This window comes from Rickettsia tillamookensis (genome assembly GCF_016743795.2).
In the GTDB taxonomy this organism is placed as follows: Bacteria; Pseudomonadota; Alphaproteobacteria; order Rickettsiales; family Rickettsiaceae; genus Rickettsia; species Rickettsia tillamookensis.
This window is the reverse complement of sequence record NZ_CP060138.2, coordinates 415,643-442,454: the sequence shown is the minus strand read 5'-3', so window position 1 is coordinate 442,454 and position 26,812 is coordinate 415,643. Positions and strand designations below refer to the sequence as shown.

Genomic DNA, 26,812 nt, shown 5'->3' with positions numbered 1-26,812 from the left:
ACTATATCTCAACATATATTTCTGTTTGTAAATTTATAGTACCGTTACCGGTGCTAACAAAGTCCAATTCCTTTAATCTATGACCTTTTACGCCAAGCGTATTATTGACATTACCATTATTAATAATCGTTAGATTTTTATCTCCTATAGTTAACTTTATTATACCAAACTTATCATGCCCCGAATCCAAAGGTCCGGTTAAATTTATAGTATGATCATTAGCATTTGAGCTATTTTTAAGGTCTAATGCCGAATCTTCATGTATAAACTTCATACCGCCAGTATTTAACTCAAAATCACCGTTTACAGCATCTAAAGCATAAGTAGCTGCATATGAAGTTTTATCTATTAGCTGACCTATATTTATTTCAGCAACCTTAGCGGACGTTAAACTTTGATCGGTAAAATATGCTCCTTTTTGAATATTTAACTTATTAATATTATGGATGTCCAAATTATTAGTGATAGTAACGTCCCCCTTAATATTTAATTCAGCTAACTCATTACCTTTACTACCGAGCGTTACTCCCTTAATACCGTCTACAACTAAATTATGACCATTACCGTTTAAAGTAACAATACCACCACCTTTTAAATTGTTAGCAAACGTAACAGTTTGATCTATAGGAGCAGTTAATGTTAATTGTGAATTTGCATTGCTAAAATTAATACTGCTATTTGGACTAGTTAGTAGAGCTAAGTTAGCATTATTTACTGCAATTAAAAAACTCTGCCCTGCATTAGCATTCCCTATATTTATTGTTTTAAGCGTACCAACGCTTGCATCCGTAGCCGTTAACTTAGTTAAAACATTTAATATACCGGTTTGTCCGTTTGCTATAACAGCATTGAAAATATATTTATCATTACCGTTAAACTCTAAAGTACCGCCTTTTGCTCCAAAATCAACATTCTTTGCCGAGAGACTCTTACTAAGTTGTAGTTTCCCACTATTTGTAAAATTAACACCACCTACAAATACATCATTTGCTAGAGATACATTTGTTGTATCATCTCCTTGGAGATTTATAATAGCAGGACTATTTTCTTCATCAGCACCAACATTCTGAGTTACATTAGCATTACCTTTAAAATTTAAAATACCACCGACCCCGCCGGTACTAAGTACAGCTCCATCAATTGCACGACCGTCATTTATACTAAATATTCCGTTAGTCCCCTTAAAGTCGATATCTCCTATTATACCTTCGGATGCTAATGTACCGTCTGCTTCATAATTTACGTCACCGGTCATTAATCCTTTAACCGTGACATTAGCATTTGCATTTGCTATAGTAAAAGTTTTAGCATAAGCCTCACCTTCTATAGTATCTACACCTTTAAATATTACTTTCTCTAAAGCTGCTCCATTTTCCCCTATATTATCCGTTACACTACCGTTCCGGCTAAAAATTAATATGCCTTTCTCATTAGTCTTCGTTGTTACGCTACCGTGAATTGTTGCATTATCTTCTAGCGTTAAAGCTGAATCATCAGCCATAAGCTTCACCGCTCCAGCATATATATTACCTCTTAAACTGCTCGCTCCCACTCCTATCTCTACTCTTTCAAGAGCAAACCCGTTTGCTCCAATACCCGCAACGCTGCTATTTCGGCCAAGTACTAATATACCTTTTGTGTCCGTCTTCGTTGTTACACTGCCATAAACCTTTGCATTATCCTCAAGCGTTAAGACTGAAGTATCGGTCATAAGCTTCACCGCTCCAGCATATATATTCCCGCCAAGACTGCTCACTCCAGCTCTAAGCTCTACTCTTTCTAAGTTGAAGTTATTTGCTCCTATTCCGTTCGTTATGCTACTTCCGACTCCAAGCGATAATACTCCTCTTGTATTGTTTTTTGTGGTTACTGATCCGGTAACTACAATACCGTCTGCTAATGTTAATTGTGAATTTTGATCAGTTAAAGCAACAGGAGCAAATACATGAGATGAGAACGTAATAGGATTTGCTCCGATATTTACTAATTTTAAACTTTTCCCATTAGTACCAATCGTACCGGTTACATTCCCTGCTCCTATCGTCAGTGTGCCTGTATCATTTATAGCCGTTGTTACGCTGCCGCTAATTCCATTATTTGCCGTTAACTTTCCATCTGCCGTATAATTTACTGCTCCACTGATTTGCCCAGCTGCCGTTACGTTTGCTGCTACATTACTAATCTTTACAATTGTTGCATCAATCGTTGTTACGTTGCTTGCACCGTTAAATAGTACTTGCTTTAATTTATTACCGCCACTCGTGCCTATCGCTCCGGTTACATTCCCTCCTCCTATCGTCAATGTTCCTGTATCATTTGTAGCCGTTGTTACGCTGCCGCTAATCCCGTTATTTGCCGTTAACTTGCCATCTGCCGCAAACAATACCCCACCGCCTACTCCTAAATCTAAGACCTGATTAAGAGTTACCTGTCCGGTATTATTCATGTTAAATCGCTTTGTAAATATAGTATTATCAATTACGATATTACCCGCTCCTTTAACTTCAAACTCTTTAAGGCGATGGGTATTATCCTGCCCTATCGTATATGGTCCTCCATTATTTGCTATATTAAGATTGTTCGTAGTTGCCTCTACTCTTACTATCCCATATTCATCTTCTGCATCTGATGGATTTAAGTTGGAATATAACGTAAACTGCTTATCCGTATTACCGGTATTTATTAAATTTAATTCCGAGCCTGCCCCTTCAAATATTATCTTTGCACCGTTATTTAATAAATCTACATTTCCACTTTTAGCATCAATCGTATATTTTATGTTATCAGCTATTTTTATCTCTCTTATATCTCCGGCACTTGGGTCACTAATTGTAAAATCAGCGTTCAGCACTATCATACCGTTATTAGGATTTACTATAGCATTAACTGCAGATGGTGCATTTATTACTAATGTACCTCCGTCTGCATTCTCATTATTGAAAACTACTCTTCTTGCAACTAAACCGCTCTCAATATTTACCTTACCTGAAGAATCAACACCTTGAACAAAAACTAAATCATTTACAAGTACATTTCCTCTTAACTTTACTTGTTTTGTATTATCACCGGAAATTTCTATAATATCAGGTTTGTTTTCATCATCGGTACCTATATCACCGGTAACTTCTCCGTCACCTATAAATGATAAAGTACCGGCCACACCTCCGGTACTAGTAACACTACCGATAATCTTAGCTCCCTCCCCTAAATAAAATGTCCCTCCTCTATTATTAAAGTTAACATTTCCTGTTAGCCCTCCATTTGCAAGTAAAGCACCTGCAGCAGTATATTCTATATTTCCTACCATCTTTCCGGTAATATCCGCTTTTGTATTAACGTTTGCTACAGTAAATATTTCTGCATTTGCAGCCCCCTCTATATTATCTATACCGTTAAACACTACTTTTTTTGCCTCTACTCCACCGGTAACTTCTCCATCACCTATAAAATACAAGCTACCGGCAACGGAGCCGGTACTGGTCACTGCCCCATCAATCGTAGAACCGTCTCCTAAATTAAATACTCCATCATTACCTTTAAAGTTGATATCTCCTGTTATCCCTTTAGTAGCTGCTACCGTACCTGCTGCGTTATAACTTAAATTACCGGTCATACGACCATCGGCAGTTACCTTAGCTTTAGCATTAGCTACTATAAAATCTGTAGTATTTGCAGTAGAACCTAGTTTTGTATCTCCTGTACCATCGAAATTAATAGTAGTGGCATTGGTTATTGGACCCGTAACGCTACCTCTCAAATTTATAGTTGTTGAAGCAGTATTTATAGAATCTATTGCACCGGTAACTGTCTTTCCTTGATTAATAGTTAATACAAAATTATTACTACCATTACTAACACCTTCTATATCAGCAGTAACATCATTATTTATAGTAAGTCGCATATTTGGGTTACTACCACTAGTACGGTTTACTTGAATCTTAGACGCTTTGACCTCCCCGTTTAATACAATATTAAGACTATATTCATTTGCATTATTTATTATTAATTCCTTTATAGGATTAGTCATACCTATAGCACTATTTATAATAGAAGGTTGTGCTATATTATTTCCTCCTTGCGATATAATAACTGAACCATTATTATCTGCATTATTGATATTATCTATATTAGCTGCGAAAACTTGATTAGAACCTATGCTTACCTTAAGAATATCATCAACATTTTGAAAGTTAACCTTTCCTATAATAGGATTATCACCGCTAACATTTAATGTACCGGGCTGATTATATAATACCTCTCCTTCTACTCCTAAATCTAATACTTGATTAAGAGTCACCTGTCCGGTACTATTAATGTTAAATCGCTTTGTAAATATAGTATTATCAATTACGATATTACCCGCTCCTTTAACTTCAAACTCTTTAAGACGATGCGTATTGTCCTGCCCTATCGTATATGGTCCTCCATTATTTGCTATAGTAAGATTATTTGTAGTTGCTTCTACTCGTACTATCCCATATTCATCTTCTGCATCTGATGGATTTAAGTTAGAATATAATGTAAACTGCTTATCCGTATTACCGGTATTTATTAAATTTAATTTCGAGCCTGCCCCTTCAAATATTATCTTTGCACCGTTATTTAATAAATCTACATTTCCATTTTTAGCATCTATATTAAAAGCAACATTATCTGCAATATTAGTTTCTTGAATAGTAGCAATGGTTGAATCTAGAGCTGTAAAATTAGCATTTATATCTAACCGACCTTGTTCACCGTTAATAATCTTTCCTGAGAATGAAACTTGACTATTAGTAATCAAAAGCGTCCCACCTTTGTTACCAAATCTCATATTACCCGTGAAATTTATTCCACCATTCGCTTGAAGCGTAGCACCGCCATTATCATTTCCAATTATAATATTCCCTATATTTCCTGCACTTGAATCTCTTAAAGATATTAAAGAACTAAATATTTGCACTGTAGCATTCGCCGCATTACTGAACTTACTACCAGTTCCAAAGTTACTAGCCATTACTAACGTGCCGGCACTATCATTAAAATCAACATCCCCAATTATCCCTCTGTTTAACACTAACGTACCATCCGTTCCAAAAGCGATATTACCGCCTGCTCCTAAATCTAAGACCTGATTAAGTGTTACCTGTCCGGTACTATTCATATTAAATTGCTTTGTAAATATAGTATTATCAATTACAATATTACCCGCTCCTTTAACTTCAAACTCTTTAAGGCGATGGGTATTATCCTGCCCTATTGTATAAGGTCCTCCATTATTTGCTATAGTAAGATTATTTGTAGTTGCTTCTACTCGTACTATCCCATATTCATCTTCTGCATCTGATGGATTTAAGTTAGAATATAATGTAAACTGCTTATCCGTATTACTGGTATTTATTAAATCTAACTCTGAACTTGCTCCTTTAAACGCTATACTTGTTCCATTATTTAATAAATTCATGTTACTATTAACACTATCAATATTAAAACTAGTGTTATCGGCGATATTCGTCTTTTGAATAGTAGTAACAGTTGAATCAGTAGCCGTAGTAACTCCGGCATTTACATTTAATGTTCCATTTGCTCCGTTAGTTATTGCCCCTCTAATTGTAGTATTAGTACCATCTATATTTAGGACAGAATTTGCACCTGTAAAATTAAACCTTACTCTCCCTGCACCTGTTCCATCTTGAATCGAATTGGGAGCAGATAAAGTAAGTGATTTATCTCCGGCAATATTAAAATTCATATTTCCGGCACCACTGGCTTTAGTAGGCTGAGTTATTATAACCTCGTCATTTACATTTATTGTTTCTGAGGATGCACTAGTGTAAAAGGTGCTATTTAGAGTTACTGGGGCATTAATATTCAAATTAATACTATTTGCACTAGCCCCGCCACCCATCTGTGTAAATGATACCTGTTGTAATGCACTATAATCATTTACTGAAGGAATATCGCCGACCCCTGCACTACCATTTAAAGTAATATTTATATTAGTAGCATTATTAAATCTTGTAATATTCAAACTCTTTACAACACCGGACATTGAACCAATTGTAAGATTTATAGCTAGATCCGTGCTCCTGCTACCGACCGACATTGTAGTTACTTCTTGATCAGCTCGTATAGCACCTATATTGTAAGTACCGCTATTTGATACAGTTATATTACCAGAATTAATCACTTCAATAGTATTACCGTCAACAAATGGTGGATTAAAATTAGTATTTGCATCATTAAGGTTAACATCCCCGACCATTTGACTAACAGCTGCTGCATATATTTCATTTACCGGTATGGTCAATGACAGACCTAATATTGATGCGGTTGCTAGAAAATTTTTTAATATTCTAGATTTTTTCCTCATAACTCTTAACCTTATAGTTGATTTATTGACTAAAACTTTATATTAAAACCCTTTAGTTTATTAATTTTTATATAAAGTAATGATATATTTATTGAATTGATGAGTTGTTTTTACAACATTAGGTTTTTTAGGCTATTAACATATTAATCAGGAGGTTAAAATTAGATAAGATATTAGGTTCTGTGAACATTTCTAAAAAAGATTTTTTAAATTATAATTTTCTAAAAAATTATCTATTATCATTTTATCTTTTTCATCTATTTTTGAATTTTCCGAGTTTGTACGGCTATTAGATAATTTATTTAACTGTACTATTAAGTTAACTAGTTTATTTAAGGTTTCAGCAATATTTTTAGTATCTATTATATTATTTTCATTTTTATGCAATGTAATACGTACTAATTCATCTTCGAGTAGAATAATTAGTCTCGCTATAAGGTCATACAAATTATTTAACGTATCGCTAATATCTTTAGTCATAATCTATCACCGTTTATAATCGGTGGAAGCCCAACAAAAGCTCTTTTTTCATTTAAAGTCATGAAATTAGCATTAGAGATTTTAGCCCATAAATTTTCATGCTTTTCGGTTAATGCAGATATAGAATCACGATCAAAATCAATAATAATGTCTTCATTAAAAAGATATGAAAACCAATTACTCATACTATCCGCAATTTTATCAAGTAAAGGGATTAGCGTTTCTTCCCATAAAGCAAGACGAGCTTCCTGCATATTGCTATAGGTGTTATCGCCATTTATACCAAGTAACTGCGGTGGCACTCCAAATGCTAAAGCTATTTCTCTTGCCGCAGAGTTTTTAGATTCAATGAAATCCATATCCTTTGGGTTGATACTCATTTCTTGCCAGCCAAGCCCTCCCTCAAGCAGTAAAGGCTTACCAGCATTACTATTACCGCTAAATTTCTCTGATAATTGAGCTTGCAATCTTTCAAACTGTTCATCGCTAAGATAACCGTTACTATCTTTTACTATTAATGCACCGGAAGGTCTCGCCCCGTTTTGTAATAATGAATGATTCCAATAAGAAGATTGCTGATGTAAATCTATAGGAAGCGAAGCAGCTTCTAAACAAGATAACCCGTAATGCTGATCTAGAGGATGATAGTTTTTTAAATGCAAGACTCTACTCATCTTAGCTATAGGATCAATCTTATAAATCCTGTCACCTTTGCTACTTTTATATCTATAAGCAACTAAATTGTTATGTTCTATAACAAGCTCAGTAGCAAGAGCCGATAGTAAATAAATTTCTTTCGGATGATAGTCTAGGGTTGATAAAATATAACTATTACCGAATAATAATTTGCTTGCAATTAGCTCACTAAAAAAATCTGCTCCGGCTTTTTCGGGATTCGGTCTTTTTAGTAAATAATGTAGCGGATGGTCTGATATTACTTCTCCGGTTTTACTTTTAAGCACTTTCCACGGAACATGTCCCGCTGACTGTGCAATTAAATTAATACATCTATATACTATAACATTTTCACGATAAGCTTCTATGCCTATCTTAACTCTTTTTAAGTTTCCGTATGTAATGTCGTTTAGTTCAATAAAATTTTGTGATTTGGTAGTACTATTCTTCCAAAATTTTTTCCAATAATTTTTTATCATATATCCTAATATATTTGTTGTTTTCAGGATTATATAATGATTTGGGAGATAGACTAAGAGAGCTTAAAATAATAGTACCGGACAGTTTTTAAAAAGATTTCAATGACATTCCTGCGAAAGCAGGAATGTCTTGTTGTGTAGACTGGAAAACGTACTCGATGTCATCCCGTGGCTTGACCACGGGATCCAAAAAACAATTAATCACTAAAATTATAACTAATATTTTTTCTAGCAGAACTTATATCTTTTAAACGTTCACAAACCTTTTCAAAAACTTGTTTAGGCAAGATATTTGAAGCATTAATTTGTAAAAATTTATCATCTTTTAATTTAATCGAAAAAGAAGGTTCTTGGAATTCCGGTCCATCAATTTCTCTAGCAATTTTTATATAATAACCGATTATATGACTGTTATAGTAATCACTTTTACTAATCATTTTCTTAGCTATTTTATTAATCTGCATGTCAGTTTTAGCAGTATAAGTAACCGTAAGAGCAATGCCGAGCATAAGACGCTGTCTATGACTAAACGGAATGTCTGAAGATAGTATAAATTCCGAAACAAAATTTGCTCTGAGTGTTTTATCAATATTTTTATTATATTGTGCTAGCATTATAGCAAGTTCAATAATAATAAGAGTCGTGGCATCGGAATTAATTAAAAGATATTGTACTGCTTCAATATATTTTTCAATTTTACATATATTTCTATCAAATTTTACTAATCTCTTCACCCTCTCATAAATAATATCTTTTTCTGTTTCATGAGACGGTAATGAATCAAATCTTACTCCTTCTTTTAAACCGTAATTTGAGATAATAATCTTTTCCGGTGAAAATACCTTAATCATCGCTTTTATTACTAAAACTGCATTATAATTTATGGCTTTCTGCTCGTAATAACTCAGCTTTAATTTATCGATTTGCGATAATTTCTCTAAATATAACTCAAACTCTACACGATTTATTTCAAAATTATGTAAATTTTTAAGGGGATAATTTATAGACTCCATGTATATACGGCTCATTAGACGTAATGCACCGCCAATTAAATATAAATTAGGATAATGTGCAGCTCCAAATTCCTCCTCTAGCATTTTAGTAATCAGCCCAACATCACCAAAATTGCTACTAGCAATAATTTTTGTACCAAGCGGCAATGATTTTAATTTACCGACTTTTTTATTTCCAATCTGTGCAAGCTCAAGACTTCCACCGCCAAGATCGGCTACAATACCGAAAGCATCACTAATACCGGAAATTAATCCGGCAGCTGTTAAATAAGCTTCACGTTCACCTGAGATAATTTCAATATCAATATTGAATCTCTTTTTAATTATAGCTTTGAATTCATCTGCTTTAGGATGCCCCCTAAGTATAGCTGTTGCAACACATCTAATATTAGTAACGGACAGTTTGGTAAAAATATGGATAAGATATTGTAGAGATAAATATGTTTGATGTTTTACGTCTAAATTATCTAAATTAAGTAAATTTGTAAGATAATTTCTAAATTTATAATTAAAAATTTCCGGAGCTCCAAGCTCATCACTTTCATAAACTACAGCTCTTAAAGCATTTGAACCGATATCAATAATAGCTGAACGCATTTTTGGATCTTACTCATTATTTTCCGGAGCAGTTGTTGTTTCAGTCTCTTCTTGAGCCTCATTATTATTTGCCCTAGGATCAAAAGGTACTTGAGTAGGTACAAAAGTCGGCGGTAATAATCTACTAGTAAAAAACTTATCTTCGTAATACTTAATTTTACGAGATTTTATAGGCGGAAAGGATTCTATTAAAACAATTTGCTCATCTCTCGGTAACTGTATTACTTCTTGAGGTAAAAGTAAAGCTCTTTGAACTTGAGAAACGTTTTGGGTTCTAGTAGAAATATTAAGGTCAAAAAATAAAGGTTTACTAAATGATCTTTGTTCTACTGTCTTATTACCGACAAGCTGTGATATTAAATTTGCTGTTTCATAGTTATTAGCAGCAAAAGTAATACGATATGTTGCATTAGATAAGAAAGAATTCATCCCTGCATCTTCATATGTTCCTTTTAACTGCTGCGTATCTTGAATAATCAAAAATAACCGAACTCTATAACCTCTAAAATAAGCTATACCAGCTTTAAAAGTATCCATCTTTCCAAGCGTCGGGAACTCATCAAGTAAGAACATTACCCCATGCGGCTCTTCCTTTAAATCCGGCATTTTGCGGCTTAAAAATTCTGTCGCCTGCTGATAAAATACCTGCATTAATTTTTGTAAACGCTGTATATTATCAGGTGTTAACCCTACATATACGGTTGTTTTTACTTTTTTAAATTCTTGTACGTTGAAATCAGAAGATGCAGTAGCCGAATCAATAAGCGGGTTTGCCCATAATTCAAGCGATGAGTTCATTGTAGATATTACGCCCGAACGCTCTTTATCGGCTTTTTGTAAAAACGCAGCAATATTCATATATGCAACAGGATGTATTACACCGCCAAGCGTATCGAGTACGACCGCTAGATTATAAACTACGTCGTCACTTCTCATGGTACGCACTACTTCACCGAAAGATTTAGTTTTAGTAGGATCAGCTATTAAATATAAAGTTACACCTAAGAATAAACTCCGTGCTTCGTTATTCCAAAAATCCTTTTCCGGCATTATAAGATTTGAAATTTTCTGCACGTCATCAACCATCTGCCCGGGCTTAGTACTAACCCAATCAATCGGATTGTAACAATGCGTAATACCATCGGGATTAGAAGGCTCCCATACAAAAACTTTCTGGCCTTGTTTCTCACGCCAACCGCTTGTCAAGCCGTGATTCTCAAGCTTTATGTCATGTACTACTACCGAATCACTCCAAAATAACAGGTTAGGTATTACAAACCCCACACCTTTACCAGAACCGGTAGGAGCAAATAATAAAGCATGCTGGAATCCGTCTGCAACAAAATATCCACCGGCATCAACACCTATTAACATACCTTTTTTGGATCTAAGACCAGCAGCCTCTATATCTGACGGATTAGCCCAGCTAGCATCTCCATATACTTTTTCCGGTTGCTCAAAAAATTGTAATGATTTTATTCTTTCAAAATTTTTAATGTAAAATATTATGACAACAATAGCGGGACCAAGAAGAGATGCAAGTAGCTTCAATTTTAAATAATTATAATCGGCAATTTTTAACTGCCCCCAAACGTTAATAAGCCAGTAAGCCCACTTATAAGCAATATTTATAGCATTTATATCTACACCTAAAGCTCCAACTTCATTAGTAAAAATTGCAACAAATGCACCGCTTATCCAAATGGTACAAAAAATAACAACCGGATGAATTATAGCATGACCGAATATATTCCTAGTAACTTTAAGTATCTTATACCATTCCATGAATTAATATTCCTAGTTTATTCGTGAACTTTCACGGTTTTTCTACTGTCATCCCGTGGCTTGACCACGGGATGACAGTAGATCTACACCATACCTTCGGCGTTTTTGTTCTTCTTATAATACACTTCCGAAACATATCTTTTCCCACCGCTACCGCGTTTTAACTGCACAACGATATCTACAACGGTTAAAATATACTTCTTTACTTCTTCAGGCGGCATACCGAGATCCGCCTGCATAACCATAAGCTTTAACTGCTCAATAGCCATAGCGGGACTATCCGCATGCAGTGTTGATATTGAACCGGGGTGACCTGTGTTAATAGCACGCAAAAAACTAAAAGCTTCCTTACCTCGAAGCTCACCTACTATAATTCTATCCGGTCTTAAACGCAAACATGCCTCTATTAAATCTTGAGTAGTAACATTTGCACGCCCCTGCCCTCCTTTAGAAGCAAGTAAATGCACTCTGTTAGGATGGCTTGATAGCACAACCTCACGAGCATCTTCTACAGTAATTAATCTTTCTATTGCAGGTATTTCAGTAAGTGCCGCATTAGTAAAAGTAGTTTTACCGGTTGAAGTACCGCCGCTAATTATGATATTTTTCTTTGAAACAACTGCATGTCTAATAAATTCTTTAATCTTTTTTTCAGCTAAGAAATTATTTAAAATTACTGCGTCTTCATCTACTAAACTCTCTGTTGCAGTATCATCAAATGCTCCCATTTTAGCATATTCATCTAAAGTTAGATTCATACCGCTAGGCTTTCTTATAGAATAAATGATTTGTCCTATTTCACAAGCAGGAGGAAATACTATTTGAATACGGTAACCGTTCGGCAAAGTTGCTGAAAGCAGCGGCTTTTCTTCTGAAATCATCTGTTCGGTAGATTGAGCGACTAAACGCCCTAATGAAAGTAGATGTTCGCTATCCAGTTCCGGTATTTGCTTAGAATATATATCGCCTTTTTTTTCAACCCATGCTTCTCCGGGCTTATTAACCATAATCTCGTTAATACCGTCTTCAGCAAATAAATTTTTAAAAGGAAGTAAAAACGTCTCTAAGGCTGCAAATTCTTCATTCATTTCATTACCTTCGATTTTAATAAAACGGCTTTTGGGAATTTATAATCCTTATTAACGTATATTCTAACCGGCGTACCTTGATTAACCGTTGTCGTCGGCTTAAACTGCTGCTGAGTTATCATATTTTGTACAACATTCGTCACATCCGTAAAAGCTTGAGTAGAAGCTTGTTGTGCTTGTGTCGGAGTCGATGCTATAGAGGTAGTAGTAAGCAAACTTGAAGCTGCCGTATTAACTGCCTGTACTAAGGTTTGAAGTCTCTGCTCAGCAGTATTCGCTGAAGAAGCAGTTTGTGCTGTTGTACATGCTTGAGTCATAGTAGTATAAGCAGTCGAAGTTTTATCGGTAATAGCAGCAAGTATATTAGTACAAATTGTAACTATCCTAGTATTTGCATCCATAGCGGTATTAGCCGCAATAGTTTGAGCAGTATTTAACAATTGTGTTGCCGTAGCACTATTGGTAGCTGCTGCCTGTGAATCTATAGGAGGCGGCACTAACTTATCAAGGACTTTAGCAAGACCTATATTAAAGCCGGATTGTAATACGGCATTTGCAAATTGTTCTTTATATTTATTATCAACTCTCCCTTGTAGTCCAGGTCTACCTAAATTATCAACTGCAGGTGAGTCGAATTCTATAATATAACCGTTAGTTAAATCGATTCTATCCCATATTATAGAAACTCTACCGTAACTACTGGCGTTAGTTGAAGTTGCATATTTACCGAATATTTTTGACCCTTTCGGTATCAATATAACTTTATCTTTCTCAGAAAATACGTCTCTACTAATAATGGCTCTTATTTCACCGCCGAGATCACTATTTATTGCCGTCTCAAGCACTGCATCAATTAATTTACCGCGTCCGAGAACTAAAGACATATCACCACGATCTTTAAAGGTCGCTTCTGCCGTAATCTGTTCCGGTGTTTTTTTAGGCTCTACACCACCAACTAACACTATAGCTGATTTTCTTTTTGCTTCACGACGTTGCTTCTCTGCATCGCTCTCAACTAGCGTTCCTGAGGTCGAAGGCAATGAAATCGGCGGCAATGGAAGCGTTTTGTCTTTATTCTCTTCTACAGGAGTAGTAGGAGGTAAGACCGGTGGAACTTCTACTACCGGAGGAGGAGGCGGTGGAGGAGCAGTAGGCGTCTCAAGCTTAGGCGGATCAGGTAACTTTGGAATCTCCGGAATATTATCATCAACATCCGTAACAGGTTTTACAATATTAGTCGGCACTTGAGTCTCCGGTATTTCTTCTTTTTTAGTACCGAAAAAAAGAGTATAAAAAATATATATAAAAATACCGCAAATTACGACTACTATCGCAATACTCTTATTAAAGCTAACTGAAACTTTTGATAATTCTCTTTGTACTTCAGGAGCATCTGCTCCTGATAAAGAACCGGTATTATTATTGTTATTTTGCTCTTCAGCCATATCTAAATTATATTAGTTAAAGTGTTTTATATTAAAAATTGTCATACCGTGGCTTGACCGGCTTTGTTGCATGGCTCGGTTTTTTTGTTGTCATCCCGTGATTTATTCACGGGATCCAGTTAAAAATACTAATATTATTAGTATTTTTAGTTGCTTTTCTGGATACCGTGGACAAGCCACGGTATGACACAGTACCCTACTAAAACCTTGCCATGTAATTACTATTTTTCTTAGGGTAGTAAAATTTAATTACATATACTAAATCCCTTTCGTTACCCATCATAAGTTCTGTAGAAGCGATATCAAATTCATATGTTCTTTTATTAGTTATAATAGTCATATTTGTACGAATATCTTTTTCAAGAGGCTTAATAAATAATCTATTTGCCAAAGGAGTTATTTTCCAAGCATAAGCATCCCCAAGAATTATATTTTGGATTTCTTCATTTTTAGCAAATTCTATATGCGATTGAAAGCCAAAATGTAAAACTAATAAATAAACTTCATTTGGATTATATATATAAGTTTTTATCCTATTATCTTTAGTTATAGATAAATCATCTACATAATTATTACTATTATTATTACATGGATCATCTACAAGTGGACATTCTCGTTGTAGTGTAAAACCACTTAATAATATAAAAACTAAAAAATAAAATCTAACTATTGTCATCGTCTACCCTATATCCGTTAACTTGAAACCCTACCGGATTTATATCAAGTTCTGAATCTGTTAATTGCATAGGCACATAAGCATAACTTACTACCGCTATTTTATTATAAACTAATTGGCTTCCTGATGTTTCATTTACGGAAAATCTAACTATATATTTATCTGCTGCGATTTTTGACCATGATTTTATTACTAAAAATGTAGTATTATCTTCTTTATATTTTATCGTAGGATCAAAATCTTTATTTCTTATATAGCCAAGATAATTATAATAAACACCGCTTGTTGAAAATAGTCTTATTGTCGTACGAGCTATCGTCGCAAAATCAACTGGATTATATGTTTCCCGTGCCGTTATATATTTCTTTATAAAATATCTTGTAAGAGACTCATCCGCCGTTAACACCGGTGATGAAATAGGTTCTACCACCGAGGCACGTCCGGTATTACTATTAAGCTGAATAACAAAAGGATCAAACTGTTTAGATTTTACTACAAATGCTATTACTAAAGTTGATATAACCATAAAAATGGTTAGTAGTATTATTAATATGATAAGTAAGTTACGTTGAACAATTAACTTATCAGATCGCTCTTCATACCAATTCTGAGTAATTTTTAAAGGATTAGCCGGTTTAATACTTTCTTGATTTTGTGTATCTCCTGAACCGCTTTTCGAGTTGTTACTTGATTTAAAGAAGCCAAATATATTATTCATATCAAAGGTATTTTTATTATTACATTGTTATTGTGTAAAACTATTACTTTTATGCTATATTTACTGAATTAACCGGTCTTCTTATACAAGGATTTACGCTTAAACTCGATCCATCATCTATATCAGCAGAAACGCACGGGCTTTTAATTTCATAAGGAGCTGAAGGGGTACATGACAACAATTGAGCAAGCATAATTAATACTAATAGAAACTTTAATGATTTTAACATTCTAATTATACATTATTAAATTATCTTGTTACTATTTTAAAATTACCTTACTATACAATAGTTCACAAGCATTTTTTGAAAAAATCTATTTATAAATATTAAAAAGATTGTAAACTATTATACTCTGAAGTAAATAAAGAGTAGTTATACGAAGTTCAACTTGAGAGCAGAGCGTATACTTAATACGTGGCTACCTATGGACTTATAAATATATTGTCGCCAATTTTTCAAGTGGGACGAGTATAGCATAATAACTACCATCAATAATTGTTATTGTATAATTTTAATTTATAATTTATTTATTTTAATTTTAAAGTTAAACAATATTTGGTATTGTAGCAACAATATAAACTTATTTTATAGCTTAAATAACATTAAATTAACAAATCATAATCATATTATAATAATTATGATAGAGTTAAAACAGAATAAAATTAGATATTAATCTAGTAATTATGGACCCATTAACCAACGCAATACAAGAATATATAAAATCCGGCGAATATTTTATTGATGCAAGAAAATGGTATAATTTTAAGTATATCTTACCGTTAAGTCATAGAAGTCTTCTGCTTTTAATATGCACGATTTTTACCTTATTATTAACCTTAATTTGTATAAATATCAATATATTGCTACCAATAAACGAAAAAGTAAGTTATTTAATAAAAGATGATGCCGAAAAACAAGCTACCGTTACTAATACTAAACATTCAACACTCGCGAATCCTTATATCTCTGTTGCAAATATTATGCTTCAGAATTATGTAAAACAACGGGAAGAATATAATTACGATATATTAAAAGAACAATTTACCTTTATCAAAAATGCTTCTACGAGTATTGTTTATATGCAATTTGCTAATTTTATGAATATTGATAACTCATTATCACCGGTCATAAGATATCAAAAACTATATAGACGCTCAATTAATATATTATCAATTAACAATATAAACGATAATGAGGCAGTTGTTACTTTTGAATCATTGGCACAAAATAGTACGGGTGAAATTTTAGAAAATATGGTATGGGAAGCAAGAATCGGATTTATAATGGATTCTATCAGTACAAGTACATCACCTGATATGCCCTTCAATTTTACCGTCACTAGTTACAAGCTAAAGTTATTAAGGAATAAAAATCAGAAATAATATGAAGCAACTAATAATATTTTGTACTTTTATAATACTTACATTAGATGTATTTGCTCTTACTATATCACGACCTCTAGGTCGAGACCCACGTCTAAGAGTTATGACTTATAACCCTGACGATGTTTTCAAATTCACAGGATATTACGGCTATCAAGCAAGTATAGAGCTAGCAAGAGACGAGGAAATAGTCAGTATTTCTATGGGAGATACTACTTCATGGCAAATAGTACCTGCCGGTCATAGGATTTTTATTAAACCGATGGAACCGGATGCTACTACTAATATGACTTTAATTACTAATAAACGGACTTATTTCTTTGAACTATATGCCGCCGAAACTCTTGATATGCGTGATCCTGAAATGGTCTTTAACGTAAAGTTTCTTTACCCGGATGACGAAAATGACAATATGAGCGGTCATATGCAAACTTTTTCTGCTTCCCTAGCCAGTCCCGATCTTACTCATCCTGAAAAATATAACTTTAATTATTATATTAGCGGCAGCGAAGAAATAGCTCCTATTAAAATTTTTGACGACGGCGAATTTACTTATCTGCAATTTAGAGACAAAAACGCTGAAATTTCCGGTATTTTTGCTGTAGATGATTCACTTCGAGAATCTTTAGTAAATTATCGCCTTGCTCAAGATAATCCTAATATGGTGATCCTTGAACAGGTTTTTCCTAAGCTCGCTATACGTAAGGGTAAAAAAGTCACATGCGTATTTAATCAGTCTTTCAAAGCATATTAATGTCTACCAACGTCATTGCGAGGAGGTATTGTTGCGTGGTTCAGGTTTATCTCTGTCATCCCGTGGCTTGACCACGGGATCCAGTCTTTTTTAAAATTTTTTTGGATACCGTGGCGGGGCCACGGTATGACAATGTTATGTCACATTTAATATATTTCTTTACCTTGATTTTACTAACTAGCGGCTTATTTATAATGCTTACAAGCCGTAATTATATTCATAAAATTATCGGGCTTGGAATTTTTCAAAGTTCGGTATTAGTGTTTTATTTAAGTATCGGAAAAATTAAAACAGGCGGTGTACCTATTTTACAAGATGGGCTAACTACTTACACTAGTCCTTTGCCTCATGTATTAATGCTAACTGCTATAGTAGTTGGGTTTGCTACTCTTAGCGTAGCTTTAAGTTTAATATATCAAATTTATAAACATTTTGGTACAATATCAGAAAATGAAATTAATTTTGATACATAAGCTTCTTTCCGTTATGTCATTCCCGCAAAACATTATTGCATGGGTACTGAATCGTCATTGCGAGCGGGCATTGTTGCGTGGAACGATTTTCCGTCATTGCGAGAAGAATTACACAGTAATTCGACGAAGCAATCCAGTAAAAAATTCTGATTTACAGAATTTTTTTATTATTTTTGCTGGATTGCCACGTCGCTTCGCTCCTCGCAATGACGATGGAGAATAAAGTTCCATGACCAACCATTTCCCTATCATACAAATATTACTTCCTTTATTCGGGGCGTTACTCTCAATAATATCTTTTCGCTTTATTACCTTTGCACGAGTAATTACTACGATTTGCATTTTATCTAGCCTTTTGGTCAGTGTTTATGGATATAGCATTATACAAAATACGGAGCTATCTTACACCATGGGAGGATGGACTTCAAAAATAGGAATAGAATATCAGCTAAATTCACTAAACCAAGCTATTATTATTTATCTTAACTTGGTTTTATTATTCTTTTTAGTTTTTTGTCATAAGATTACTAATCGAACAATCTTAAAATATATCAACAATAATAGAAAATCTTTATTTTACGGTATATTATTATTCGCTCATACGGGCTATTTAGGAATGATTGCCACTAATGATTTCTTTAATCTATATGTATTTATAGAAATTTCGGCACTTAGTAGCTATGTCTTGATAGCCTCAGGTAATAACCCAAAATCTTTAATCGGAGCTTTTGACTATTTGATAATGGGTAGTATTGGTGCAACTCTTATTCTTATAGCCATAGGATTTTTGCTAAGCATTACGGGTAGCTTAAATATGTATGATGTTGCAGCTTATTTACAGGAACATACTAATTCCCGTATAATCACTATAGCTATCGGTTTTTTCTTAACAGGAGCTATTTTAAAAACTGCTTTTTTCCCTATGCACTTTTGGATGATGAGAGCTTATAATAACACGGCTTCGGTTATTTTAATATATTTAGCAGGGATTTCTACTATAATAGGAATATATATAATATATAAATTTACTTATATTATTATAGGCTATGAGACGATTAAAACTTCTATTACAAATTTTATAAGACCTATCGCTTTAGCTACTCTTATTATAGCTCCGTATTTTGCTTACCAGGCAAAAGACTTCAAAAATATTATAATTTATTCATGTTTCACTCAAATAGGTTATGTATTTTTATTATATGTTACTGAGGGCGGTATAATAATTTTACCAAGTTTATTACTTGTGGACAGTATAAATAAAATAGCTCTTTTCTTAATAGATGCTTATAATGAAAGCTATAAAAAGAATTCTAACAAAGTTTTAACCATAATTATTATTATTTGCAGTTGTGGCTTACCTATCAGCCCATTATTTTTTATCAAAGTAAATATTCTTGAATTATTATTTAGACAAAAACTATTATTAGATTTTGTTATAATTTTACTCAGCTCCGTAGGATCGCTATTTTATCATTATAAAATGGTGAAAGTTACTTTTTGGAAGAATTGATTAACCTTTGACATTATGAAAATCCCTCGTCATTGCGAGAAGTTGCGTTAGCAACGACGCGGCAATCTCATAAGATAATATAAAAAACTCCTGAGATTGCCACGCCAGCATAAATGCTGGCTCGCAATGACGGGGCTTTTCAAAACTGTCTGGTACTATAGGTCAAGCCACGGGGTGACAAGGGAAAGGAAAACATGATTACACAATTTACTATTCCAAGTCTTTTGATTCTATCAACTTTGCTAGTTGGTGCATTAAACTTAACTAGTCCGTATGCCACTAAAAAAGATAGTTTTATACGTAATTTTTTGCTTATTATTATCTCTATTTTTTTCTTCGGTAATATTTTAATTATAGATTGGTTGTTTTTAAAAGGTATTAGAGCAGGATTTGAATTCAATATATTCGGTAATTACTCTATAGGATTCCATCTTGAACCTTTAGGACTTATATTCTTAAGTTTAATAGGGTTTTTATGGATTTGTGCTTTACTTTACACCCCTAAATATCTTGCTATTAATAATATAGAACACTCTTCTAGATTCTTATTTTTCTTTAACTTAACTATTCTAATCGGTGTTTTAATTGCCTTATCTAGTAACTTATTCACGATGTTTATTTGCTATGAGCTTTTAACTATTTCTACAGCTTTTTTAGTGGGACATACCAAAAATAATATAGTACTTAGCGGGTTATACAAATATCTAAAAATTCTGATGATTTCTGCCACAATATTATTTTTACCGGCAGTGATAATTATTTATACTAAAACCGGTAACGGGGATTTTGCAAGCGGTAGCCTAGTAGAAAATTATTTTTCCAAAAGCCAGTCAATTATTTTATTATTAATGTTTATTTTCGGTATTGCTAAAACTGCAATTTTTCCGGTACATTCGTGGCTTCCCGCTGCAATGGTTGCACATTATCCCGTTAGTAGTTTACTGCACGCTGTAATAGTGGTTAAAACCGGACTATTTTGTATTTACAAAATCCTATTATATATATTTGGTTTATCGTATTTACAAATGATATTTGCCGGGTTTAACTGGTTAATCTTTATACCGATAGTGAGCATATTTTACAGCTCAATCAAAGCACTAGGCACGGACAATATCAAAAAAATACTCGCTTACTCTACTATGAACCAATTAAGCCTTGCCTTACTTAGTGCTTTCATGCTCACACCTAAGGCACTTGGAGCTGCAATACTCCATTTAGTTTCACATTCTTTTACAAAAATCTGCTTATTTTATAGCATGGGAAGTATTTACAGTTTAACAAAAACCGATCAAGTACAGAATTTACATGGTACATCCAAAGAATTTCCTTTAATTTCTTTTATTATATCTATCTCTTCATTATCATTAATCGGCATACCTATCTTTAGCGGATTTATTAGCAAATTCTCAATATTACTTGCCGCAAGTGAGCAGAATCAAATTATCGTTATGATTGTCGTAATAGCTAGTAGTATATTCTCAAGTCTTTATCTTCTCAAAATATTAAGCTCTATTTATAAACCTTCTTTGGTAGAATCTAGCGTAACAAAACCACTACCATGCTCTATGCAAATCAGCATAATCATTTGTGCTTTAGCTATAACGTTATTTTACTTTATCCAAATCTTAATTAGAGAATTTTTAGCTTATATTATATAAACATATTTACATAATTTACATATAATCATATAATATGTAAATACAACAACTATTTTTGAGGATAAATATGGCACAAATTATTAGAGCAACAGAGTTTGTACGATCTTTTTCAGATATTATGAACAGAGTTTACTATAAAGGCGAGAGTTTTGATGTTCAAAAAGGTAACCATATCGTAGCAAGGATCACGCCTGTACACGCAGCTGATAAACCAAAAAAAACGTTAAAAGAATTTTTCGAGCATGCCCCTATATTAGATCCTGAGAATGCTGCACAATTTAAAAAAGTCGTGTATGAAGCACGTCAAAAATATGATTTTAAAAAGGATAATAAATGGAAGTAGTTATTGATACCTCTATATTAGTGGATTTAGAGAGAGGTAGATTAACCTATAAGGTACTAGAAGAATATGAACAATGCTACATTAGTCCTATTACTCTAACAGAATTATTAATAGGTGCAGATAGAGCCGATAATGAAAATAGACGTATTAAACGTTTAGTTTTTATCGAATATATAATCAATTCACTTATAATTCTACCCTTTAAAGCTGAAGAAGCTCGTATATATGCAAAAATTATAGACAATTTACGTAAAGAAAAAATAACTATCGATACTAATGATATGCTAATTGCTACAACAGCAATAACGCATGGTTATCCTCTATTAACTTTAAATATGAAAGATTTTAAAAGAATTCAAGGATTAGAAGTATTAACAGCTTCACTTAAAGATTAAAATGTTTATTCAAAACACTCAATTTGCACTTTCGCTAGCTAATTTTGAACTTGCTTTTGACCTTAGCTCTCAAAATCAATTAATAGCTTTAGCATTTCTAATTGTTACCGCTATCTTAAATCTTTATACAATTTCCCAAAATAGAAAATTTGAGATGCTAATAGGTAGTTTATACTGTCTCTCTTCTATTATATGCGTGTTTGCAGCTGATTTTATTTCCATGATAATCTCGCTTGAATTCATGACAATTTTTGCCTGCATAATTGTTTTTTGTGACCAATTAAAGATAAAACCAGCACGTCAATATTTCCTCACTCATTTATTCAGTAGCGGGTTAATTTTAATCGGTATGACTCTTCTAATCCAAACAACGGGTAATACAGCTTTTATTTCTTTAACAGAATCAGTATCTAATTTTGAGTTACCGGCAATATTCATACTTGCAGGTTGTTTGATTAATGCCTCAGCTATTTTTGTAAACGGTTGGGTGGTTAATTGCTATCCTATAGCTTCAAGTAGCGGTGTGGTATATTTAATTAGTTTTACTACTAAAGTTACTTTAATTATCATTTTAAAATTATTTAGCGGTCTTGAGATACTTAAGTTTTTTGGAATATCAATGATTATTTACGGGTTAATATTTTCTCTAATTGAGAAAAACCTTAAACGACTAATATGCTATCTTACAGTTTCGCAGCTTGGTTTTATATTAGCAGCTATTAGTATAAATTCTCCAAACATAGCTTATCTTATTACAAGCTTTATATTCATACATATACTATATAATGGGTTATTTGCTTTATATTTTACCTATATAGAAGATGAATACAGTATTAAAAATTACCAAGATCTTCAGAATACTCAAATTAACCCTATTCTATTAAGCGGGTTTGTAGTTAGCATATTAATATATACATCTATACTGCCTATTAATTCTTCTTATATCAAAGACGGAATTGCCAATCTTTTAGATGCAAATAATATTATTATATTTTCCAAGATAGCAACTTGTACCGTATTATTTGGATTGTTGATGGAGAGTTTGCACGTGTCATACCGTGGCTTGTCCACGGTATCCAGTAAAAAAATAAGCAATGATAATAAATATTTATGGATACCGTGGTCAAGCCACGGTATGACAAAAGTATTTTACTTCTCTTTCTGTATCATAACTTTATGCGTATGTTTATTCTACCCTATTCAAATATCACATACTACTAATTCTAAGCTAGTTATCCTTGCAATCTCAGTATTATTGGCTTTAATATTTAGAAAAATACCACGCATTTCGACAGAAGATATTAATCTTGACCTATACCAATATATTGAAAAACTTATATATTTCAGTATAGATAAATATAAAGAAACGGCAGAGAGTGCCGAAGATACAGAAGAATATCTTAATTTTAAGGTTATTTGGGATAATATTTTAAGTACATTATCTACTTGGCATAATCAGCAAACTGCTATATTTATTGTATTATTCCTATTAATTAGTTTGATTTTAATGCTTGTCATTCCCACGTAGATACCAAATCGTCATTGCGAGGAGCAAAGCGACGTGGCAATCCAGAAAAAATAATAAAAAAATTCTGTAAATCAGAATTTTTTACTGGATTACTTCGTCAAAACTTATAGTTTTTCCTCGCAATGACATAAAACCATACAAAAACATAAAAAATATGAAACCGCCAATCGCAAATAAACAAAATTATAGCTTTGAAGCCCACGGACAAACAATAAACGATGATTATCAATGGCTGCGTGATCCTAAATGGCCAAATGTAGAAGACTCTAAAATTTTAGATTACTTAAAGGCTGAGAATAAATATACCGAAAATTTCTTTAATGACCTGCAAAACGATAAGGAAAAGATTTTTGAAGAATTAAAAGGACGAATCAAATTAGATGATGAATCGGTATATGTTAAGAAAAAAGATTATTACTATTACCATAGAGTAGAAGGCGATAAAAATTATCCGATATATTGTAGAAAGCATAATAGTATGGAAGCACATGAAGAGATAATATTAGATGTCAATTTTCTTACTCCAAACGGCGGTTTTACCGATGTTGCCAAAGTCGCAATGTCACCTAATCAAAATTTAATGGCTTATAGCGTTAATTTTACAGGTAATGAGAAATATAATATCAAAATATACAATCTTAAAGAACAAAAATACTTAGCTGATGAAGTAAAAGAGGTAGCACCATCTATTATTTGGCATGAACAATTAAACGGCTTTTTCTATATTACTATTAATGAGAATCAACGCTGGGATAAGGTAATGTTTCACCGTCTAGGTGAAGATGTTACTCAGGATAAATTAATATTTGAAGTAAAAAACCCTCTTCATTTTATCAGCTGTGAAAAATCAGCAAGTAGTAAATATATTTTTATAAATTCAGGTGATTATAATGGAAATGAAATTTATGTGATTTCTATGCAGGATGATAATTTCACTCCTAAATTAGTACGAGCCGCAGAAAATAAAATATTCTATGAAATAGAATATAATAGCGATTATTTTTATATTAAAACTAATTATAAAGCTCAGAATTTCCATCTTGTAAAGCTACCGATAAATAATTTTGAAAATGCTAATTGGGATGATATTTATATTAAAGAAGAGCAGGATAAATATTTAAAAAGCTTTGATGTTACAAGTAATTACTTAATCTTAAATTATCGCGACCAAGGTTTACCGCTAATTAAAATAAAGCAATTTAAAGATCTACAAGAAAAAATAATTAATTTCCCAGACGAAAGTTTCCAAGCAAGTAGCTTTTCTACAAACTTTGAGGAAGACGATATCAGAATAAATTACTCTTCTCTAGCAAGACCAAATACCACTTATAATTACGATTTTGATAGCGATAAATTAACGATATTAAAGAGCCAAGAAATACCTTCAGGCTTTAATCCTGAAGAGTATAAAGTAGAGAGAATATTTGCAGATAATGGTGATGTCAAAGTACCTATCACCTTGTTTTATAAAAAATCTTTATTTAAAAAAGACGGCTCAAATCCTTTATATCTAATGGGTTACGGAGCTTATGGCATCGCTATGCCGGTTAATTTTAGAAATATGGCAGTAACACTTGCCGATCGTGGTTTTATTTACGCAGTTGCTCATATTAGAGGCGGTGACGATTTAGGTCATGACTGGTATGAAGCTGCTAAGTTTTTAACCAAAAAAAGAACCTTTGAAGACTTCATAGCTTGTAGTAGAGCTTTAATTAACAAGCAATATACAAGTAACAATAATATAGTAATAATGGGCGGTAGTGCCGGCGGTATGTTAATAGGTTATGTCCTAAACGAAAAACCTGAACTTTATAAATTAGCCGTTGCTCATGTACCATTTGTAGACGTACTTAATACCATGCTTGATGAAAGCTTACCGCTAACTCTCTTGGAATATAATGAATGGGGTAATCCGAAAGAGAAAGAATATTTTGAATATATTAAATCATATTCTCCTTATGATAACGTAAAAGCACAAAACTACCCTGCTCTATTTATTACTTGCGGTATATCCGACCCTCGCGTCGGTTACTGGGAACCTACTAAATGGGTAGCGAAATTACGAGAACTAAAAACGGACAATAATCCCTTATTATTAAAAACGAATATGGATACGGGACATAAAGGTTCCGCCGGTCGTTTTGATTATCTGAAGGAAATGGCCGACGAATTAGTATTTATTTTTAGCGTGTTTGATATACTCGTTTAATTTAAAAAATTGGCGTCGTTGTTTCATATTTTTTAATCCTCACGTACTAAAGTATACGCTGCGGTTAAAAAATATGAAACGCCTTGCTCTTTTCTAAATTAAACTTCGTCTATCACCATTATTTACTGATTGCAAAAAATGACGAATAAAAATTATCTAGAACAATTACAAAAATTACCGATTACTTTAATTTTACTAATTAGCTTAATTTGCTGTATTGGTTTCATTGTGCTTTATTCTGCAGCAAATAGTAATTTACAACCCTGGGCTTACAAACAAATTATAAATTTTTGTATATTCTTGCCTTTAGCCATTATTATTGCACTAATTGATTTGCGGATAATCTTTAGGTTATCGTATATTTTTTATTTTTGCGTGCTGGCTTTACTAGTTGCTGTGGAGCTTTTCGGTTCAACTGCTATGGGTGGAAAAAGATGGATCGATATCGGTATAGTTAAGCTTCAGCCTTCCGAACCGATAAAAATTGCCGTTGTGCTAATGCTTGCGAGGTATTTCCATCTACTCACAATTGATGATCTAACAAAATTCCATAAAGTTATCATACCGATTATAGGAGTTTTAATACCGGCTTTTCTAATAATTAGAGAACCGGATTTAGGTACGGGAATGATTGTTTTAATTGTTTCGGCAATTATATTTTTTGCAACGGGTTTTAGAATAAAATATTTTATAATATTAGGTCTTGCTGCTCTTATTAGTCTGCCTATTGCTTGGAATATGATGTATGATTATCAAAAAAAACGGGTAATGGTTTTTTTAGATCCGGAACATGATCCGCTCGGTGCTAGCTATAATATTATTCAGTCTAAAATCGCTATAGGTTCAGGTAGCCTATTTGGACGCGGTTTAAATCAAGGTAGCCAAAGCCATTTAGATTTTCTTCCCGAACATCAAACAGACTTTATCTTTGCTACCTTTGCCGAAGAGTTTGGCTTTATAGGAGGAATGTTTTTACTAATATTATACTTTGCACTTATAACTATTTCTTTATTAATTGCCGCAAATTGCCGAAAGATTTTTAGTAAATTAATGGTAATAGGTATCACTTCAATCTTATTTAGTCACGTATTTATTAATATAGCTATGGTTATGGGCTTACTTCCCGTAGTAGGCGTACCACTGCCATTTATTTCTTACGGCGGAACAATGATCGCATCCATGCTAATAGGCTTTGGACTTGTGATGAATGCTCAGGTACACGGACATACAACTTTAAACTAGTTCAATTAT

General features: G+C 33.0%; 20 protein-coding genes and 1 pseudogene. 11 read left to right on the top strand and 10 right to left on the bottom strand.

What is annotated here, in order from left to right:
* Position 1: 1 nt before the first annotated feature.
* The 10 genes from H6P87_RS02075 to H6P87_RS02030 form a co-directional block, all read right to left on the bottom strand.
* Positions 2-6,352 (bottom strand): hypothetical protein, encoded by a 6,351-nt coding sequence (locus H6P87_RS02075; protein WP_202069840.1) that lies wholly within the window; start codon positions 6,350-6,352, stop codon positions 2-4.
* Between the two features lie 192 nt (positions 6,353-6,544).
* Positions 6,545-6,832, bottom strand: a complete 288-nt coding sequence (locus tag H6P87_RS02070) for a hypothetical protein (protein ID WP_202069839.1) — start codon at positions 6,830-6,832, stop codon at positions 6,545-6,547.
* Complete coding sequence (locus tag H6P87_RS02065; protein ID WP_202069838.1) at positions 6,829-7,986, bottom strand: phage portal protein; 1,158 nt, start codon at positions 7,984-7,986, stop codon at positions 6,829-6,831. The genes H6P87_RS02070 and H6P87_RS02065 overlap by 4 nt, the downstream gene beginning before the upstream one ends.
* 197 nt (positions 7,987-8,183) lie before the next feature.
* Positions 8,184-9,596 carry a Ppx/GppA phosphatase family protein gene (locus tag H6P87_RS02060; RefSeq protein WP_202069836.1) on the bottom strand — a complete coding sequence of 471 codons (1,413 nt, stop codon included), beginning with the start codon at positions 9,594-9,596 and terminating at the stop codon, positions 8,184-8,186.
* A gap of 9 nt (positions 9,597-9,605) precedes the next feature.
* Positions 9,606-11,381: a type IV secretory system conjugative DNA transfer family protein gene (locus H6P87_RS02055; protein ID WP_202069835.1), complete on the bottom strand. Its 1,776-nt coding sequence runs from the start codon at positions 11,379-11,381 to the stop codon at positions 9,606-9,608.
* Positions 11,382-11,464: 83 nt separating this feature from the next.
* Entirely contained in the window at positions 11,465-12,469 is a 1,005-nt protein-coding gene (gene virB11, locus H6P87_RS02050) for a P-type DNA transfer ATPase VirB11 (protein WP_011270800.1), read from the bottom strand.
* Positions 12,466-13,914 carry a TraB/TrbI/VirB10 family type IV secretion system protein gene (locus H6P87_RS02045; protein ID WP_202069834.1) on the bottom strand — a complete coding sequence of 483 codons (1,449 nt, stop codon included), beginning with the start codon at positions 13,912-13,914 and terminating at the stop codon, positions 12,466-12,468. The genes virB11 and H6P87_RS02045 overlap by 4 nt, the downstream gene beginning before the upstream one ends.
* Positions 13,915-14,113: 199 nt before the next feature.
* Positions 14,114-14,590 carry a TrbG/VirB9 family P-type conjugative transfer protein gene (locus H6P87_RS02040; RefSeq protein ID WP_202069833.1) on the bottom strand — a complete coding sequence of 159 codons (477 nt, stop codon included), beginning with the start codon at positions 14,588-14,590 and terminating at the stop codon, positions 14,114-14,116.
* On the bottom strand, positions 14,577-15,308 hold the full coding sequence (locus H6P87_RS02035) for a VirB8 family type IV secretion system protein (RefSeq protein ID WP_202069832.1): 732 nt from the start codon (positions 15,306-15,308) through the stop codon (positions 14,577-14,579). The genes H6P87_RS02040 and H6P87_RS02035 overlap by 14 nt, the downstream gene beginning before the upstream one ends.
* A gap of 49 nt (positions 15,309-15,357) precedes the next feature.
* Positions 15,358-15,537, bottom strand: a complete 180-nt coding sequence (locus H6P87_RS02030; RefSeq protein ID WP_011270796.1) for a DUF2706 domain-containing protein — start codon at positions 15,535-15,537, stop codon at positions 15,358-15,360.
* 455 nt (positions 15,538-15,992) lie between these two features.
* On the opposite strand from H6P87_RS02030, the gene H6P87_RS02025 reads away from it, so the two are divergent.
* The 11 genes and pseudogenes from H6P87_RS02025 to rodA all read left to right on the top strand — a co-directional run bounded on the left by H6P87_RS02025 (position 15,993) and on the right by rodA (position 26,803).
* Entirely contained in the window at positions 15,993-16,691 is a 699-nt protein-coding gene (locus tag H6P87_RS02025; protein ID WP_202069831.1) for a VirB8 family type IV secretion system protein, read from the top strand.
* A 1-nt stretch (position 16,692) separates the two neighbouring features.
* Positions 16,693-17,445, top strand: a complete 753-nt coding sequence (gene virB9, locus H6P87_RS02020) for a P-type conjugative transfer protein VirB9 (RefSeq protein ID WP_008580257.1) — start codon at positions 16,693-16,695, stop codon at positions 17,443-17,445.
* A 137-nt stretch (positions 17,446-17,582) separates the two neighbouring features.
* Positions 17,583-17,918, top strand: coding sequence for a Na+/H+ antiporter subunit C (locus H6P87_RS02015; protein WP_202069830.1), 336 nt, complete (start codon positions 17,583-17,585; stop codon positions 17,916-17,918).
* A gap of 229 nt (positions 17,919-18,147) precedes the next feature.
* Positions 18,148-19,428, top strand: coding sequence for a proton-conducting transporter transmembrane domain-containing protein (locus H6P87_RS02010; RefSeq protein ID WP_202069829.1), 1,281 nt, complete (start codon positions 18,148-18,150; stop codon positions 19,426-19,428).
* A gap of 194 nt (positions 19,429-19,622) precedes the next feature.
* Positions 19,623-21,086 carry a proton-conducting transporter transmembrane domain-containing protein gene (locus H6P87_RS02005; RefSeq protein ID WP_202069828.1) on the top strand — a complete coding sequence of 488 codons (1,464 nt, stop codon included), beginning with the start codon at positions 19,623-19,625 and terminating at the stop codon, positions 21,084-21,086.
* Between the two features lie 67 nt (positions 21,087-21,153).
* Positions 21,154-21,429, top strand: a complete 276-nt coding sequence (locus H6P87_RS02000; protein WP_202069827.1) for an antitoxin — start codon at positions 21,154-21,156, stop codon at positions 21,427-21,429.
* Positions 21,420-21,824, top strand: coding sequence for a PIN domain-containing protein (locus H6P87_RS01995; protein WP_202069826.1), 405 nt, complete (start codon positions 21,420-21,422; stop codon positions 21,822-21,824). The genes H6P87_RS02000 and H6P87_RS01995 overlap by 10 nt, the downstream gene beginning before the upstream one ends.
* Before the next feature lies 1 nt (position 21,825).
* On the top strand, positions 21,826-23,352 hold the full coding sequence (locus tag H6P87_RS01990) for a proton-conducting transporter transmembrane domain-containing protein (protein ID WP_202069825.1): 1,527 nt from the start codon (positions 21,826-21,828) through the stop codon (positions 23,350-23,352).
* Positions 23,336-23,485: pseudogene (locus tag H6P87_RS07480) on the top strand (zinc ABC transporter substrate-binding protein); the annotation flags it as partial. The gene H6P87_RS01990 and the pseudogene H6P87_RS07480, both read left to right, overlap by 17 nt.
* A gap of 21 nt (positions 23,486-23,506) precedes the next feature.
* Positions 23,507-25,561 carry a S9 family peptidase gene (locus tag H6P87_RS01985; protein WP_202069824.1) on the top strand — a complete coding sequence of 685 codons (2,055 nt, stop codon included), beginning with the start codon at positions 23,507-23,509 and terminating at the stop codon, positions 25,559-25,561.
* Positions 25,562-25,699: 138 nt separating this feature from the next.
* On the top strand, positions 25,700-26,803 hold the full coding sequence (gene rodA / locus H6P87_RS01980; RefSeq protein WP_202069823.1) for a rod shape-determining protein RodA: 1,104 nt from the start codon (positions 25,700-25,702) through the stop codon (positions 26,801-26,803).
* The last annotated feature ends 9 nt before the right edge of the window (positions 26,804-26,812 follow it).